This is a genomic window from Fusobacterium sp. FSA-380-WT-3A (assembly GCF_012843705.1).
Taxonomy (GTDB): Bacteria; Fusobacteriota; Fusobacteriia; order Fusobacteriales; family Fusobacteriaceae; genus Fusobacterium_B.
Genome location: NZ_JABAFQ010000002.1, coordinates 17,675 through 35,058, shown reverse-complemented (window position 1 = coordinate 35,058; position 17,384 = coordinate 17,675). Strand labels below are relative to the sequence as shown.

Genomic DNA, 17,384 nt, shown 5'->3' with positions numbered 1-17,384 from the left:
ATATGAAAAATTTTTTAATAAAAAACAAAAAAATATTTTTTATAGGTATACCTCTTTTTTTAGTTTTTTGGATAAGCTACATGGCTATCTATAAAATAGAAACCTTAGTTGGAATAGGATTTTCTCTATTTACAAAAGGGGGATTAAAAATAGAAAAACTTACTTTTCAAGAAGGGAGTAATAAAGAAAGAGGAAGAATAGAATTAAAGAATTCAAAACTTTATGGGGAAAATAAAGAATTGATTGCTGATATTCCTCAGCTTTCATTAGTTTATGATAATTGGAAAATAACAAGTATAGATATTTATAATCCTGATATAAACTTTGTAAGAGATAGAAATAGTTATAATATAGTAGATATATTTACAGGTGGAAAAAATAAAGCAAATGCACCTCAAAAAAAATCAGAGGACAAAATTGAAAAAAGTGAAAATTTAAGTAAACCTATATTAAAAAAAATAAATGTCTATAATGGAAATTTAGTTTACACAGATGAAAGTTATACAGAAAAGATAATAAAAACAGCAAATAATGTAAATGGATATGTTGAATTTTATAATGGTTATAGGACTGATTTAGAATTTACTGGTGTAGGAAAAGAAAATAATAATGAAAAATTATTTATAAAGTATGATAGTTCAACAGGAAAATATGGATTCTATTTAGATTTAAAAAATATAGATTTCAATGATAAATTATTTCAATATGCTTATGATAGTCATGGAGCTATAAAAGATGTGTATGGTATAGCAAACCTTAAATTAAAAATTTCAGATGAAGGATTTTTGGGAGAAGCTAATTTAAAAAATGGTGGAGTTAAGTATGAAGATTTAGATATGCCTGTAACAAATGTTCAAATGGATGTGAAATTTTTAGGAGAACAAATTGTTATAAATGGTGATTATTTAGTAGGAAATTATCCTGGAAAATTTTTTTTAGATTATAGTGAAGAAAAAGGAGTTAAGGTAGGATTTTTCTTAAAAGATGTACTATATAAAGATGCTGAAAAATATAAATATCTAAAAAGCTTAAATTTAGGATTTGAAAATTTAAAATTAGATAAAGCAGATATAATATTATCTTATAAAGATAAATTTAGAGCTGATATAGATTTTGAAAGTAAAAATGGTGATAACCTAGATATTTTATATTTTGAAGATGTAGGTGGAAGATTTACTTATGTAGATGATACTTTTTATTTAGAGAATTTGAAAACTTCTCTCTCAATAAATGATAAATTTACTTCTAGAAAAGTAGTGGGGAATTTAAAATTTAAAGATGGAAAAGGTGAAAGTAAGTTAAAAGTTCTAGGAGATAAAAGACATCTTTTAGCAAATTTTGATTTAGATTTTAATTTTGAAATAGCTAAAAATAATTTTCTTTTTGATATAAAATCAAAAGTTTTAAATTTAAGTGGAGATTACGATTTTGATAAAAAAGAGATTGTTTTAAAAGAAGAAAATGATTTTTATTTAAAATATGATTTAAAGAAAAAAAATCTGGAAGAAAGTAGAGGTGGAATTTCTGCTTACTTTAATGGATATATTATAAAATCAAATTTAGAATTAGATAAAGATAAAAATCAATTAAATGTTATTTCAGATATAACAAGAGATAATAAAAAAACAGATGGAAAAATAGATGTAAAAATAAATTTAGATACTTTTAATTATGTTACAGAATTTGATTTAAATAATATAAGGTTAGTTGATGAAACAGGAGTTTTAGCAGGTAGTTTTAAGGGGAAAATTGAAAATAAAAATGATTTTCTAGAAGGACAGATATTTATTGAAAAAGCTCTTGTTGTAGATAATAAAAATAATATAAGAGTTAGAAGAATATATGGAATAGCTAATATTAATAATAAAAATAAAGATAAATATTTAGACATATCTTTTGATGGAGAAATAGGAAAAATAATAACTGAAAGTGTTACTTTTAATGGATTAAAAGTAGGAGTTAGATATTTTGATAAAGAAATCCAAATAAAAAATATTAATAATAGATATTTAGGAGTAAATGGAACTTTATTTTTAGATGATTTATCTGTAAATGGAAATGTTTATTTTAATGGAATAAATCAGAATGTAGTAAAATTAGGGGATTTTAATTATGAAATAACAGATGCTTATGGACAATTTTCAGGAAATATAACTCCTGAATTAGACAAACTAAAAGGAGAAATTTTAGTAAAGGATGCACATTTCTTATTGGGAAACTCTACTATAGATGTTCATGGAAATATAAAATATTCAAATAGAGAGATATTTTCAAAAGAATTTTTTATTGGAAAAAATACATTGGACTTTCTATATTCTATAAAAAATAAAAAGGGAAGTTATGATTTAATAATTAATGAAAATGAAATTATAAATGTCATTCCTGGAACAAAATTAAAATTACTTGGAAAAACAGAGGGAACTTTAGAAAATGGAGACATAAAAGGTAATTTTTATGGAGAAGTAGAAGGTTTAAAATTAGGAGCAGATTATTTACCAAAAATCTCTTTAAATGGAAAATATGATAATAACTATGCTGATTTTAAAAATATAAGTTTTTTATTAGAAGATGGAAGAAAGATTGTTAATATAAAAGGAAAAATTGATATTCAAAATAAAGAAATAAATTTTGAACTTCCAGAACAAAATATTAATACTGAAGATTTAAAAATATTTAAAGATTTGAACGTTAAAATGACGACAAAAGGAAATTTAAAAGGAACTTTTGAAAATTTAACTTATGAAATAGTTTCTGATAAAGGAAAAATTTATTTTAAAGATAAATTTATAGCAAATGAAACTTTTAAAATTTCTGGAGATAAAGAATTTGTGAATATAGAAAAAATTAGTTTATTTACTGATAAAAATAAAGTAAATATTTTAGGTGACTATAATATTAAAGATAAATTAACTAATGGAAAAATAGAAGCTAAAATAGAAGAAGTAGATTCTTTAAAAGAAATTGCACAAAAATATAATATAGAAAATTTGTCAGGAAAAATAAACTTAAATTTAGAATTTTTAGATAATATTCCAAAAGGAGATTTAAAATTTAATAAATTTAAAGCTGATATACCTAATTTTAATCTTTTTATAGATAATATAAATGGTAAATTAGGAATAGATAGTCGTAAAGTAGTAATAGATAGTTTTGATGGAAATATCAATGAGGGAAAACTTAAAGTATTTGGAGATATAATATTTGAGGATACTTTAGAATATTTAATAGGAGACAATTTTGAAAAAATAAAATATAATTTAACTTTAGAAGGGAAAAATATAAATTATTTATATAAAGATTTTATAAAAATAAATTTTAGCACAAGACTTAAACTTATAAGAGATAATTTATTTGGAACTATTAATATTAATAGTGGAAAAATTACAAATATAACAGATAAAGATTTTGGAATCCTATCTACAATCAAAGAATATTTAAAAAGAAAATCTATGAAATACAATCCAATAGTAAAAAATACTGCAGTCTTTTCTCCAAGAGGAGGATTAGATATAACACCTTCAGAAATAAAAACTAATATAAAAATAAATATTGAAAATGGTGTTAATATAGATATAAAAGATATTTCTGGTTATGTAAAAAATATAAAAGGAGAAATAAATGGTTCTGGTGTGTTAAAAGGAAGTTTAGAAAATTTAAACTTTTTAGGTGAAACTAACATCAAAGAAGGAGAGTTTATATTTAATAACAGAAAATTTTATGTTGATAGTGCAGCAGCATTATTCAATAATCCAAATCAAACTTTAACAAATTTGAATCCAGAAATTGTTTTTATAACAAAAACAACTATTAATTCAAAAATTTATGAAATTTCTTTAATAGGTCCAGCTAGAAATATGGAATTATATGTAAAAAGTGGTGATGATGTAGCTATTAGTGATTTAAATAGTATTTTATCACCTGATAGAAATTTAAACCAAAGAGAAATGGATGAAACAACAGCTATTCTTATAGCAGAATTAGTTGGAGGACAAATTTCTGATATTGTTGTAAGTCCAATAGTTGATGTTGTAAGAACTTTATTTGGCTTTTCAGATTTAAGAGTTTCTTCAAGTATAATTACACAGGATAAGAAAAAAATAAGAGATGATGAATTAGGAGTAAGTTTTGGAGCCTATGTTGAAGCTGAAAGTCCAATATACAAAGATAAGATATATTGGAGAGCTAAATTTAACTTTGTTGATACTACATCTGAATTAGATAGAAATCCAAGAGAATATGGAATAGCAGAATATGATTTAGGTGTATATTATAAAATAAATAGAAATTTATCTTGGGGAGTTGGTGCACAGAAAATAAGAAATGATTTAGAAATACTAGATAGTGATAAAAATTACTATATAGAAATGAACTTTGAGAAAAAGTTTGATTTTTAATAACGGGGGTTATTTATGAAGAAACAGTTAATGATTTTACTGAGTTTCATTTTAATGATGTTTGCTTATGGAGAAGAAACCCAAGTAACAAACTATAAAATTCAAAAAATTATAGTTGAAAATACTAGAGAAGTTCCAGAAGCTACAATATTAAATGTAATGACTCAAAAGGTTGGGGACAATTTTTCAACAGAAAATATGATTGGAGATTACAGAAAAATAAAACAATTTGATTTTATTGATGATGTAGCTCTATATCCAGAGTATTATGATAATGGAATAAGAGTAGTTGTAAATGTAAGAGAAAAAGCAGATGCTAAAGAACTACTTATAAAACAAGGAATAATTCCAGTATCTGAAAGGGATATTGTAGATAAAAGTGTAATAGTGAGAGGAATTAATATTTATGGAAACATAAATGTTAAAGAAAAAGAAATTTTATCTAAGATTCCAATAAAAGTTGGTGGATATTATTCTAAGAAAAAAGTAACAGATGGTTACAAAAATTTAGTTGAATCAGGATTATTTAGACAAGTAGTTCCAGATATTAGTAAAGAGGGAAACGGAGTAACAGTAGATTTTTATGTTACAGAAAATCCAGTTATTACAGGTGTAAATATTATAGGAAATACTTTATATACTACAGATGAGCTTTTATTGGGATTAAAGACAAAAGCTAATCAAGTATTAAACTATAATAATCTTAGAGAAGATAGAGATTTTATACTAAAAAAATATAATGATGATGGTTATGTACTTGCAAAAATAGTTGATATGAGTTTAAATAGTTCTTATGAATTAGAAATATTTTTAAGTGAAGGTATCACAAGAAATATTAATTTCAAAAAAATGGTAACTAAACAAAGAGGAGAAAGAAGAAAGGCTACTGATAACTTATTAAAAACTAGAGATTATGTAATAGCAAGAGAAGTTGAATTAAAAGAGGATGAAATCTTTAATATTAATGATTATAATGAAACTGTTAAAAACCTAATGAGACTTGGATATATAAAAAATGTTAAATATGAAACAAGAGATATTATAGGTGATTTTGATGGACAAGATGTAACATTATTGATTGAAGAAGATAGAACTGCTAGATTACAAGGAGCTATTTCTTATGGTTCTGAGTTAGGTCTTTTAGGAATGCTTTCATTGGAGGAAACTAACTGGAAAGGTAAAGGACAAAATTTATCTTTTGCATATGAAAAATCTGATGAAGATTATTCAAGTTTCTCTATTAACTTCTCAGACCCATGGATAAAAGATACTGATAGAATTTCTTGGGGATGGAGTTTATATAGAAATGAATATGAAAATGATGATAGCCGTGCTTTCAACCAAATAGATACTAGTGGATTCAAAATAAATGTAGGAAAAGGAATATCAAAATATGTAAGATTAAATTTAGGAGCAAAAGTTGAATATGTACAAACAAGTCCTAAGAGTTTTTCTGAATTAAATGAAACAGAAAGAAAATTATATTATGATGATAAATATTGGTTATATAGTTTAACACCATCTATTTCTTATGATACAAGAAATAGTTATTTTGACCCTACAAAAGGAGAATTTTATAAATTTGGTGTAGAATTTGGTTATGCTGGTGGTGTAGAAGCTGATTATTTCTCTGTAGCTACAATAGAAGCTAGAAAATATCATAGAGGATTCTTTAAAGATAACACATTTGCTTATAGATTAGTTTTAGGAATTCAATCTGATGGAACAAAAGAATCACAAAGATTCTGGGTTGGAGGAAGTTCAACTTTAAGAGGATTTGATGGTGGAGAATTTAAAGGAAAACAAAAAGCTGTACTTAATATAGAAAATAGAACTAGATTTAATGATGTATTAGGTGGAGTAATATTTGTTGATATAGGTAGAGCTTGGGATTATGATGGAATAGACCAAGGTTATATAGGAAATAGTAATTTAACAGATTATGATAAGCAATTCCCAGATAAAATAGCTATATCAGCAGGGGTAGGATTAAGAATAAATACACCAATGGGACCATTAAGATTTGACTTTGGATGGCCAATATCAGACAGTAAAGAATCTGGAATGCAATTCTACTTTAATATGGGACAAGCATTCTAGTAATTAAATAAAAGAACCAAAGAAATATGGAGGTAACATAGTGAAAAAAATAGCATTAGTGGCATTAGCTGTGGCAATGTCAACACAAGCGTTAGCATTAAAAATAGGAGTAGTAAACAGTCAAGAATTATTTTATAAATATTCTAAAACTAAAACAATGGAGGAAAACTTAAAAAAACAAACAGCTTCTTTAGATAATACATTAAAACAAAAACAAGTTGAACTTCAAAAAATGGAATTAGAATTAAAAGCTAAAGGAGCTAAAGCTACTGATAAAGATAAAAAAGCTTTTGAAGATAAGATTAAATTACTAGAAAAATTTGTTAAAGATTCTCAAATTAAATTAAATAAAGAGAGAAGTACAAGAATGGCTGAAATTGAAAAAACTATGAATAATGCTATCAATAAAATAGCTAAAGCTGAAAAAGCTGACTATGTTTTAGAAGCTGGAGCTGTAAAATTTGGTGGTGTTGATTTAACAGATAAAGTTTTAGCTGAAATGGAAAAAACTAAATAAAAAATAAAGGAGGTAAGCAATGGAATATAAAATTATAGATGTTGCTAATCTCCTTGGTTGTGAAATTAAAGGGGACAAAAATCTTTTAGTAAAGGGACTTGCCCCTTTTTTTCAAGCAAAGGAAGATGAGCTTACATTTGCATCAGATGAAAAATTTTTACATAAATTAGGAGAAACAAAAGCTAAAGTAATAATTGTACCTAATATAGATTTACCAGAGATAGGAAAAACTTATTTATTAGCTAAAGATGACCCAAGAAAATTAATGCCTCTTTTATTAAATTATTTTAAAAGAAAAACTAAAAAAATGGAAAAACCTATAGAAGATTCAGCTAAAATAGGAAACAATGTAGAAATTGCTCCTCATGTCTATATAGGACATGATGTTGTTGTAGGAGATAACTGTAAAATTTATCCAAATGTAACAATTTGTGAGGGAGTAAAACTTGGAAAAGATTGTATCATATATCCAAATGTAACTATAAGAGAGTTTTGTGAGATTGGAGATAGAGTAATTTTACAACCTGGAGTAGTTATAGGTGGAGATGGATATGGGTTTGTAAAAGTAAATGGAAATAATACTAAGATAGAGCAAATTGGAAAAGTAATAATAGAAGATGATGTTGAAATAGGAGCAAATACAACAGTTGATAGAGGAGCTATTGGAGATACTATAATAAAACAATATTCTAAATTAGATAACTTGATTCAAGTGGCTCATAATGTAATAATTGGTAAAAACTTTTTAGCTGCTTCACAAGTAGGAATAGCTGGAAGTACAGAGGTTGGAGATAATGTTACTTTTGGTGGACAAGTTGGTGTTGGAGGACATATAAAAATAGCCAATAATATAACTGTTGCTGCTAAAGGTGGAATTACAGGAAATATTACAGAAGAAAATCAAATTTTAGGTGGATATCCATTGATGCCACTTAAAGATGATTTAAAAGTAAAAGCTACTATAAAAAAATTACCTGAATTAATGAAAAGAATAAAAACTTTAGAAAAAGAGTTAGAAAAATTAAATAAATAATCTTAGAAAAAAGAGGAGTGTAAAAAATTATACACTCCTCTTTATTTTTCTAAAAAATTATTTAAAAAATATGAAAAATAAATAAATTTATATATAATAAACTTTAAACTTTGTAAAATTTTTTATTATTTTGCAAAAATATTTTTAAATTTCAAAAAATTACCTTTAAAATATTTAATAAATTTTAATTTTATGATACAATATAAGGTATCAAGTAATAAAGATATAAATTAAGAGAGGACTAATGAAAAAAAGATTATTTTTTAACAAGTATGATGATATGAAATATATTTCTCATCTTGACCTTTTAAGAGTAATGGATAGACTTTTAAGAAGAAGTGGTGTACCTATAAAATATTCACAAGGATTCCATCCTAGACCAAAAATCTCTTTAGGAAATCCAATATCTTTGGGAACAGAAGCTTTTAATGAACCAATGGATATTGAACTTCGTGAAGATATGACAAATGAAGAGTTATTAAAAAGACTTAATAGTAAAAGTGTTTTAGGATTTGAATTTGTAAAAGTTGTAGATATAGATAATAAAGCTGCTTCTATAGCTGATGACTATAAAGAAATGAGATATGAAATAAGAGGAGATAGAACTTCTTTAGAAAAATTATATAATCTTTTATCTCAAAATGAAATTTTACTTATAAAAGAAAAAAAAGGAAAAGTAGAAACAAAGGATATTAAACCAAGAATAAAATTTTTTGAAAAACAAGAAGATATGATAAATTTAATAATTGAAAATATGTCACCAAATTCTTTGTTTAATATATGTGATATAGATGTTAAAGATATATCTATAAAAAGATTTTGTGTAGAAAAATAAAAAACAAATAAATTTATTTAAAGTATAAAGGGGGACAACATGCTAGATTTAAAATTTATGCGTGAAAACAAAGAACTTATTGAAAAAATGTTAAAAAATAGAAATAGTGATTTAACATTAGATGAGTTTGCAAAATTAGATGAAGAGAGAAGACAAATATTATCAGAAGTAGAAGCTTTAAAAAATAAAAGAAATGTTGAATCTCAAGAAATTGCAAAGTTAAAAAAAGCTAAACAAGATGCTTCTGAACTTATAAAAGAGATGGGAGAAGTTTCAGCTAAAATAAAAGAATTAGATGAAAAATTAGCTATTGTTGATGAAAAAATAAAATATATTCAAATGACAATTCCTAATATGTGTCATGAAACTACTCCAATAGGAAAAGATGAAGATGAAAATGTTGAAATCAGAAGATGGGGAACTCCTAGAGTTTTTGATTTTGAACCAAAACCTCATTGGGAAATTGGAGAAAAATTAGGAATATTAGACTTTGAAAGAGGAGCAAAACTTTCTGGTTCTAGATTTGTATTATATAGAGGAGCTGCAGCAAGATTAGAAAGAGCTTTAGTAAACTTCATGTTAGATATGCATGTTGATGAACAAGGATATACAGAAAATATCACTCCATTTATAGTAAATAGAGAAATTTGTGAAGGTACAGGACAATTACCAAAATTTGAAGAAGATATGTATAGAACAGATGATGATATGTTCTTAATTTCTACTTCAGAAATAACTATGACAAATATTCATAGAAAAGAAATATTAGAAGAAAAAGAATTACCAAAATATTATACAGCATATTCACCATGTTTCAGAAGAGAAGCTGGTTCTTATGGAAAAGATGTAAAAGGATTAATAAGAGTTCACCAATTTAACAAAGTAGAAATGGTAAAACTAGCTACTCCAGAAACTTCATATGATGAATTAGAAAAAATGGTAGTAAATGCTGAAGAAATATTACAAAGATTAGGATTACCATATAGAGTAATTTCTCTTTGTACAGGAGATATAGGATTTGGTTCAGCTAAAACTTATGATTTAGAAGTATGGTTACCATCTCAAAATAAATATAGAGAAATTTCTTCTTGTTCAAACTGTGAGGATTTCCAAGCTAGAAGAATGGGATTAAAATATAGACCAAATGGAAGTAACAAAAGTGAATTTGTTCACACTTTAAATGGTTCAGGACTTGCAGTAGGAAGAACTTTAGTAGCTATTATGGAAAACTATCAACAAGAAGATGGTTCATTCTTAATACCAGAAGCTTTAGTTCCTTATATGAGAGGATTAACAGTTGTTAAATAGTGTTTCAATAATATTATTAATTTTAAATCTCTTATTAAATAATTTAAAAATAATAGGAGGATTATTTGGAATTATACTGGTATTAAACATTAGTTGTAACAAAAATCTAATATCAAAAATAAAAAAATTAAAAATATTGATTTATATTTATATTTTAACTTTTTTTATGTATGTTTTTTCCCAACAAGAAGGAGAAATAATTTGGAAAATTGGTGGAATATATTTAACCAAAGAGGCTATTGAAAATTTTTCTTTAAATTTTTTAAGAATTATAAATTTTATAATGATATCTTGGCTTATTAAAGGAGATAATATTATTTTTAGTAAGTTTGGAAGATATAAAGATGTAATTGAAAAAGTGATTCAATTAGTACCAGAGGTTTTCATACTATTTAAAAAAAGGTTAAAAATTAAATCATTTTTAAGGCATATTTTGACATCTATAAAAATAGAAAAGAATTAATATTGATTTTATAGTCTACATTTGATAAAATTAGACATAAACAAAAATTAAGGAGGAATGGTAAATGTCTTACAATTATAAAGATTTAGGGCTTTCAAACACAAGAGAAATGTTTAGAAAAGCTAATGAAGGTAAATATGCAGTACCAGCTTTCAACTTCAATAACATGGAACAAATGATGGCTATTATTGAAGCTTGTGCTGAAATGGGTTCACCTGTAATATTACAATGTTCAAAAGGAGCTATGGAATATATGGGAACATACATGGTTCCAATGTTAGCAAAGGCTGCTGTTGATTATGTAAGATTATCTGGTTCAGATATTCCTGTAGCTTTACACTTAGACCATGGTCCAAACTTTGAAACTGCTAAAAAATGTATCGACTCTGGATTCTCATCAGTTATGATAGATGGTTCTCACTTACCATTTGATGAAAACGTAGCTGAAGCTAAAAAAGTTGTTGAATATGCTCATCAATTTGATGTAACAGTAGAAGCAGAATTAGGAGTACTTGCTGGAATAGAAGATGATGTTCATGCTGAAGAACATATCTATACAAATCCTGATGAAGTTGAAGCATTTGTAAAAGGTTCAGGAGTTGATTCATTAGCAATCGCTATTGGAACTTCTCATGGAGCTCACAAATTCAAACCAGGAGATGACCCTAAATTAAGACTTGACATATTAGCTGAAATCGAAAGAAGAATTCCTGGATTCCCAATCGTATTACATGGTTCTTCTGCAGTTCCAGGACAATATGTTGAAATGATAAAAGAATATGGAGGAACTATAAAAGATGCTATAGGAATTCCTGATTCTGAATTAAGAAAAGCTACTCAATCAGCTGTAGCAAAAATAAATGTTGATACTGATGGAAGATTAGCTTTCACAGGTGGATTAAGAAAAGCTTTATTCACTAAACCAGGAGAATTTGACTTAAGAAAATACTTAGGACCTGCTAAAGCTGAAATGAAAGCTTACTACAAAACTAAAATAGTTGATGTATTTGGTTCTGAAGGAAAATATAAAAAAGCAACTGTAGAAGTTAAATAGTTCTTATACTAAAAGAAATTAAAAGCAAGAGATTATTCTCTTGCTTTTTTATTATATTATTTTTTATTTACAAAAATTTAATGTTTTTTTAATTTTTGTGTAGTAAAATATAATAGGGAGTTCTAATAGGAGGGAATATGAGAATATTAGTAGTTGAAGATGAAAAAGATTTGAATAGAATAATATGTAAAAAATTAAAAGTAGAGGGATATAGTGTAGACTGTTGTTATGATGGAGAGGAAGCTTTTGATTATATAAATGGAACTAACTATGATATTATTATTATGGATATAATGATGCCAAAGAAAAATGGATATGAAGTATTAAAAGAGATGAGAGAAAATAAAAACAATACTCCTGTACTTTTTTTGACAGCTAAAGATACAATAGAAGATAAAGTTATTGGATTAGATTTAGGAGCTGATGATTATCTTGTAAAACCTTTTTATTTTGAAGAACTTATGGCAAGAATAAGAGTTCTTATTAGAAGAAAACATGGAAATATAATCAATGAATTAAAGGTAGCTGATTTAGTATTAAATATTAATACTCACATAGTAAAAAGAGGAGATAAAGAGATAGAATTATCTTCAAAAGAATTTTCTATATTGGAATATATGATGCAAAATGTAGGGATTGTTTTAAGTAGAGAAAAATTAGAAGAACATATTTGGAATTATGATTATCAAGGGGCTTCAAATATGATAGATGTCTATATTAGATATTTGAGAGTAAAGATAGATAAAGATTTTGAAACAAAACTTATACATACAGTAAGAGGGGTAGGGTATGTAATAAAGGATAAGGAGTTATAGATGAAAAAAATAAATTTAAGTATAAAAACCAAAATAACTTTGTGGTATACTTTTTTTATGGTAGGAATAGTAAGTATAATATTGGGAATTTTGGTAGAATTTACAGATATGACTTTATTGAGTAATCAAAAAAATCAACTTATGGAAGTAGTAGAAGAAGTTGTAGAGGATATAGAAGAAAAAGAAAATTTTGATTTTTTTGATGATGGAGTTTTTGTAATAATCTATAATAAAGATGGAAAATATATAAATGGAAGTATCCCCCATGATTTTCCCATAAATATTCCCTTAAAAAATGGAACAGTAGAAAAATTAGAGAATAAATTTTATTATTATGATAGGGAAATAAAATTATCAACAGATGAAACTTATTGGGTAAGAGGGGTAATTTCAGACATAGAGATAAATAATCTAACTCAAAAAATTTTAATAGGAGCTTTTATTTTCTTACCATTTTTAGTTATTATTTCTACATATATAGGATATTTTATTACTAAAAAAGCCTTTTATCCTGTTAAGAAAATTCAAGAAACTGCTCAAAATATTTCAGAAAATAATGAACTTTCTCTTAGAATTGGATTATCAGATGGAAAAGATGAGATTTCAAAATTGGCTAATACAATAGATGATATGTTAGAAAAATTGGAGAAAAGTTTTTTAAAAGAAAAACAGTTTACTTCAGATGCTTCTCATGAATTAAGAACACCAATATCTGTAATATTAGCTGAAAGTGAATATATATTAGAGCATGGTGAAAGTTTAGAAGAAGCAAGGGAATCTATGGAAGTTATAAATAGACAGGTGAAAAAGATGTCTGGACTTATAAATCAATTATTACTTTTTACAAGAATGGATAGAGAAAATTTAAAATTAAATTTGGAAAAAATAGATATTTTAAAAATACTAGAAGAATTAAAAAAGGATAATGAATTAGAAGCAAAAGAAAAAAATATTTCTTTAAAAATCGAAAATAATTTAAAAAATAATTTTCAAAATATTGATAAAATTTTATTTATAAGAGCAATACAAAATATAATTCAAAATGGAATAAATTATGGAAAAGAAAATGGATATATAAAAATAAAATTATTAGAAAATCAAGAATATTTTAAAATAGAGTTTGAAGATAATGGAATAGGAATAAAAAAAGAGAATATAGAAAAAATTTGGAATAGATTTTATCAAGAAGATGAATCAAGAAATAATAAGGGAAGTATGGGACTTGGACTTCCAATGGTGAAATGGATAGTAGAAAAGCATAGAGGATATGTAGAAGTAGAAAGCATAAAGGGAGTTGGAAGCACATTTAAATTATTTTTTAAAAAAATTTAAAAAAATAAAATTTTTTAATCTTTCTTTAATATTTCTATATTATAATTATGTTACAAAAGAAAAATAAATAAAAATTATGGAGGTAATAGATTATGAAAAAATTATTATTAGGAATATTTTTAAGTTTAACAATGGTGAGTTTTGCTGACGATATGTATGATTATGTAGAAGATAAATTAGAATTAAAATATCAAGAGTTAGTTGATAAGAAAAATAATAAACTTGAGATAGAAGATTTTGAAGTGGGAAATTTTGGAAAGAAAATATATGTAAAAATGGAGATGGAAACTTTCACAGGTGATGGTGGATGGGAAAAATTTGATAAAAAATCTTATGAAAAAATAGCTCAAAATATAGCTGATGATATAAGAGAGATGTTAGATATCAATAATAAAGTGGAAGTAAATTTAATTCTTGAAAAAGATTTAGAAGATAAAGATGTATTATTACATTCTAAAGTTTATTAAAATATCTAAAAAAGAGGGGATATCAGAGAGAGGATATCCTCTCTTTTCATATTTTTATAAAGATGAAAATTTTATTTATCTTATTCTTTTTATTGTGGGATATTTTTTAGTATGTTATAATAATAGTAATGGGAAAAGAATAGGGAGGAAAATATGACTAAACAGGAGTTAGAATTTAGAGAAGGGAATATAATAAAACTTCTTATAAAATTTTCAGTACCAGCTACCTTTGCTAGTCTTATCACCATTATATATAATGTAACAGATAGATATTATATAGGACAAGCTGTAGGAAGAAATGGAATAGGAGCCATAGCTACTATATTTCCTTTAATAATGTTATTAAATGCCTGTGGGACATTATTTGCCATAGGAGGAGGAGCTTTGTCTGGAATTTATCTTGGGAAACAAGAGATAGATAATGCTAGAAAAATTTTAGGAGTATCCTTTTTCTGTCTTTTGGTAATAGGATTATTTTTTACAAGCTTTGGAACCATATTTATGAAAGAAATAGTTTTATTTTTAGGAGCAACAGAAAATACTATTGAATATACAATGGATTATTGTAAATATTTTTTTCCTTCAATGACTTTTCAAATTCTTATTTTAGCTTTCAGTGCTTTTTTAAGGACTGATGGACGTCCAATTCTTTCAATGATGACAAATTTTATTTCAGCTATAAGTAATATGGGATTAGATTATTTGTGGGTTGTAAAATTATCATATGGAATGAAAGGGGCAGCTTTGGCCACAACAATTTCCAATGTAATTCCAGGAATATTTTTAATAATATATTTTTTAAGAGGAAAACTTTTAAGATTGGAACTTAAACATATAAAAGGAGATATAAAAACTATTAAAGAGATAATGTCTGTTGGAGTTTCAGGATTTTTTAATCAATCTTTAAATGGAGTTTATGCTTATGCTCTAAATACAAGACTTATAAAATATGGTGGAGATTTGGCTATTGCTGGTATGGGTATAATGACAATAGTTAGAAACTTTTTAAATACAAGTTATTTGGGATTAAATCAAGGAAGACAACCAATACTTTCATATAATTGGGGAGCAAAAAATTATAAAAGAGTTTTAAAAACTTTTACTTATTCTTTAGGAATGTCTATATTTTTAGCAATATTTTTAGTTTTTCTTATAAGATATCATGCTAGAGAAATAGCTGGATTTTTTGTAAAAAATGATTCTGAACTTATTGAATATACAGCAAAAGCTATACCTATTCATTTGGGAATGATGATGAGTACAGCCATTTATCTTTCTTGTGCAAATTATTTTCAAGCAGTAGGAAAAGGAATGGTCACAACAAAACTTATAACTTTAAGACTTTTAATTCTTACAATCCCATTAACTTATATATTACCTCTTAAATGGGGAGTAATGGGAGTTCTTAGAAGTTTTCCAATCTCTGACACAATAGCAGCCATAACAGCAGCTATAGTAGTAAGTAAGGAGATAAAACATGTGAGAGAGCTTATGAAAAATCAAGAAAAATAGAGAGTATAATAAAAACTTTGGGAGGAAAAATGAAATTAGTCGTATCAGACTTAGATGGAACACTTTTTTATAAATTAAATGAAGTTGGAGATTACACAGTAGAAACAATACAAAAATTAATTGATAAAAATATAGAATTTGCTGTAGCTTCAGGAAGAGGAAAACAAGGGGTAGATTTTTTATTAAATAAATTACAAAGAGATGTGTATTTAATTTGTAATAATGGAGCAACTATTTTTGATAAAGAGGGAAACTGTATATATGAGCAAGTAATCCCAAAAGAATTATCAATTAAAATATTAAAAACAATAAGAGAAAATGGATTATTTTTTAGTTCTTTTTATAATGAAAATTTTTATCATCATAAAGATGACCCAGAAGATTATACAAATAGAAGAAAAACTTTTAAAAGAAATGTTTTAGAAAAAATAGAGGATACACCTCCTCTTAATAAAATAATCATAACAGAAGATGAAGAGACAATAATTTCTATTAACAAAATATTAAGAGAAAAATATGAAAAAGATGTAGAGATAACTATTTCAGACCCAAAATGTATAGATATAGTTCCAAAAAATTGTAGTAAAGGAAATGGAATAAAGATAATAACAGAGATTTTAAATATTCCTATTGAAGAGACTATGGCTTTTGGAGATGGGGAAAATGATTTGGATATGCTCAGAAAAGTTGGTTATCCTGTAGTAATGGAAAATGCACAGGAAATATTGAAAAAAGAGATAAAAAATGTGGCCTTACCTAATAGTGAAGAGGGAGTGGCTAAATATTTAGAGAAATATTTTAATTTATAGGAAGTATTTAGGGATTATTGTAAAATTTATACAGTAGTCCTTTTATATTTTTATAACAAAATTTTAAAAAAATAAATTTTATGATATAATAGATATCAAGTACAATTTAAAAAATAATCCACTTAATTAAAATTATTTAAGGAGAAAATATGGGAAAAACTTTTGTAATAGCTGATACACATTTTGGAGATGCATCTATAATAAGAGCAATAGGAAGACCATTTGATTCAATAGAAGAAATGGATAACTTTATGATAGAGAGATGGAATAGTGTAGTATCAAAAGATGATGATGTTATTGTAGCAGGAGATTTTTTAGCTCTTCCTAAAGAAAATAAAAAAGAGTATGTTTTTGATATATTATCAAAACTTAATTTTAAAAATTTAGAACTTGTAATGGGAAATCATGATACAGAAGAATTAATAAAAATAATGAAAAGTTTTTCTGAAAATATTGATATATATAAATATCCAATAGTTAAAGATGAGTTTTGGATAATTAGTCATCATCCAATGTTTGTAAATGAAAGAACAGTTTGGGTAAATGTTTTTGGACATGTACATAATAACCCTACTTATAGAGATGTAAGTACAAGAAGTATTTGTGTGAGCACAGAAAGACTTGATTATACACCTATAGAGTGGGAAAAAGTAAAAGAATTAGTAGTAATTGAATCAAAAAAAGATTTAGAAAAGTTTAGAAAGAATAGATAAAAGATTTATGAAAAAAATTGTAAAATTGAAAT

14 protein-coding genes are annotated in these 17,384 nt (G+C 25.4%); all 14 read left to right on the top strand.

The window, feature by feature from the left end:
• The first annotated feature begins 2 nt into the window (after positions 1–2).
• The gene (locus tag HF862_RS02020) at positions 3–4,394 is read left to right on the top strand and encodes a hypothetical protein (RefSeq protein WP_170186266.1); all 4,392 of its coding nucleotides are present in this window, start codon (positions 3–5) and stop codon (positions 4,392–4,394) included.
• Positions 4,395–4,409: 15 nt separating this feature from the next.
• Positions 4,410–6,494 carry an outer membrane protein assembly factor gene (locus HF862_RS02015; RefSeq protein WP_170186265.1) on the top strand — a complete coding sequence of 695 codons (2,085 nt, stop codon included), beginning with the start codon at positions 4,410–4,412 and terminating at the stop codon, positions 6,492–6,494.
• Between the two features lie 40 nt (positions 6,495–6,534).
• A complete protein-coding gene (locus HF862_RS02010; protein ID WP_170186264.1) occupies positions 6,535–7,011 on the top strand; it encodes an OmpH family outer membrane protein in 477 nt (158 codons plus the stop codon).
• Positions 7,012–7,030: 19 nt separating this feature from the next.
• Positions 7,031–8,044 (top strand): UDP-3-O-(3-hydroxymyristoyl)glucosamine N-acyltransferase, encoded by a 1,014-nt coding sequence (gene lpxD, locus HF862_RS02005; protein WP_170186263.1) that lies wholly within the window; start codon positions 7,031–7,033, stop codon positions 8,042–8,044.
• A 244-nt stretch (positions 8,045–8,288) separates the two neighbouring features.
• A complete protein-coding gene (locus tag HF862_RS02000) occupies positions 8,289–8,879 on the top strand; it encodes a TIGR03936 family radical SAM-associated protein (RefSeq protein ID WP_170186262.1) in 591 nt (196 codons plus the stop codon).
• A 39-nt stretch (positions 8,880–8,918) separates the two neighbouring features.
• A complete protein-coding gene (gene serS, locus HF862_RS01995) occupies positions 8,919–10,187 on the top strand; it encodes a serine--tRNA ligase (protein WP_170186261.1) in 1,269 nt (422 codons plus the stop codon).
• Between the two features lie 166 nt (positions 10,188–10,353).
• Positions 10,354–10,650, top strand: coding sequence for a hypothetical protein (locus tag HF862_RS01990; RefSeq protein ID WP_170186260.1), 297 nt, complete (start codon positions 10,354–10,356; stop codon positions 10,648–10,650).
• 64 nt (positions 10,651–10,714) lie between these two features.
• Complete coding sequence (locus tag HF862_RS01985; RefSeq protein WP_170186259.1) at positions 10,715–11,704, top strand: class II fructose-bisphosphate aldolase; 990 nt, start codon at positions 10,715–10,717, stop codon at positions 11,702–11,704.
• 137 nt (positions 11,705–11,841) lie between these two features.
• Positions 11,842–12,519 (top strand): response regulator transcription factor, encoded by a 678-nt coding sequence (locus tag HF862_RS01980; protein ID WP_170186258.1) that lies wholly within the window; start codon positions 11,842–11,844, stop codon positions 12,517–12,519.
• Positions 12,520–13,851, top strand: coding sequence for a HAMP domain-containing sensor histidine kinase (locus tag HF862_RS01975; protein WP_170186257.1), 1,332 nt, complete (start codon positions 12,520–12,522; stop codon positions 13,849–13,851).
• 92 nt (positions 13,852–13,943) lie between these two features.
• Positions 13,944–14,318: a hypothetical protein gene (locus HF862_RS01970; RefSeq protein WP_170186256.1), complete on the top strand. Its 375-nt coding sequence runs from the start codon at positions 13,944–13,946 to the stop codon at positions 14,316–14,318.
• A gap of 153 nt (positions 14,319–14,471) precedes the next feature.
• On the top strand, positions 14,472–15,830 hold the full coding sequence (locus tag HF862_RS01965) for an MATE family efflux transporter (protein WP_170186255.1): 1,359 nt from the start codon (positions 14,472–14,474) through the stop codon (positions 15,828–15,830).
• A gap of 29 nt (positions 15,831–15,859) precedes the next feature.
• Entirely contained in the window at positions 15,860–16,639 is a 780-nt protein-coding gene (locus HF862_RS01960; protein WP_170186254.1) for an HAD family hydrolase, read from the top strand.
• A 149-nt stretch (positions 16,640–16,788) separates the two neighbouring features.
• Positions 16,789–17,352, top strand: coding sequence for a metallophosphoesterase (locus HF862_RS01955; RefSeq protein WP_170186253.1), 564 nt, complete (start codon positions 16,789–16,791; stop codon positions 17,350–17,352).
• Positions 17,353–17,384: the final 32 nt, after the last annotated feature.

Excerpts from the sequence above, each read along its gene's own strand:
- HF862_RS01955 (WP_170186253.1), top strand. The coding sequence starts at position 16,789 with ATGGGAAAAACTTTTGTAATAGCTGATACACATTTTGGAGATGCATCT.
- lpxD (WP_170186263.1), top strand. The coding sequence starts at position 7,031 with ATGGAATATAAAATTATAGATGTTGCTAATCTCCTTGGTTGTGAAATT.
- HF862_RS01975 (WP_170186257.1), top strand. The coding sequence starts at position 12,520 with ATGAAAAAAATAAATTTAAGTATAAAAACCAAAATAACTTTGTGGTAT.
- HF862_RS02020 (WP_170186266.1), top strand. The coding sequence starts at position 3 with ATGAAAAATTTTTTAATAAAAAACAAAAAAATATTTTTTATAGGTATA.
- HF862_RS02015 (WP_170186265.1), top strand. The coding sequence starts at position 4,410 with ATGAAGAAACAGTTAATGATTTTACTGAGTTTCATTTTAATGATGTTT.
- HF862_RS01970 (WP_170186256.1), top strand. The coding sequence starts at position 13,944 with ATGAAAAAATTATTATTAGGAATATTTTTAAGTTTAACAATGGTGAGT.
- serS (WP_170186261.1), top strand. The coding sequence starts at position 8,919 with ATGCTAGATTTAAAATTTATGCGTGAAAACAAAGAACTTATTGAAAAA.
- HF862_RS01990 (WP_170186260.1), top strand. The coding sequence starts at position 10,354 with ATGTATGTTTTTTCCCAACAAGAAGGAGAAATAATTTGGAAAATTGGT.
- HF862_RS01960 (WP_170186254.1), top strand. The coding sequence starts at position 15,860 with ATGAAATTAGTCGTATCAGACTTAGATGGAACACTTTTTTATAAATTA.
- HF862_RS02000 (WP_170186262.1), top strand. The coding sequence starts at position 8,289 with ATGAAAAAAAGATTATTTTTTAACAAGTATGATGATATGAAATATATT.
- HF862_RS01980 (WP_170186258.1), top strand. The coding sequence starts at position 11,842 with ATGAGAATATTAGTAGTTGAAGATGAAAAAGATTTGAATAGAATAATA.
- HF862_RS01965 (WP_170186255.1), top strand. The coding sequence starts at position 14,472 with ATGACTAAACAGGAGTTAGAATTTAGAGAAGGGAATATAATAAAACTT.
- HF862_RS01985 (WP_170186259.1), top strand. The coding sequence starts at position 10,715 with ATGTCTTACAATTATAAAGATTTAGGGCTTTCAAACACAAGAGAAATG.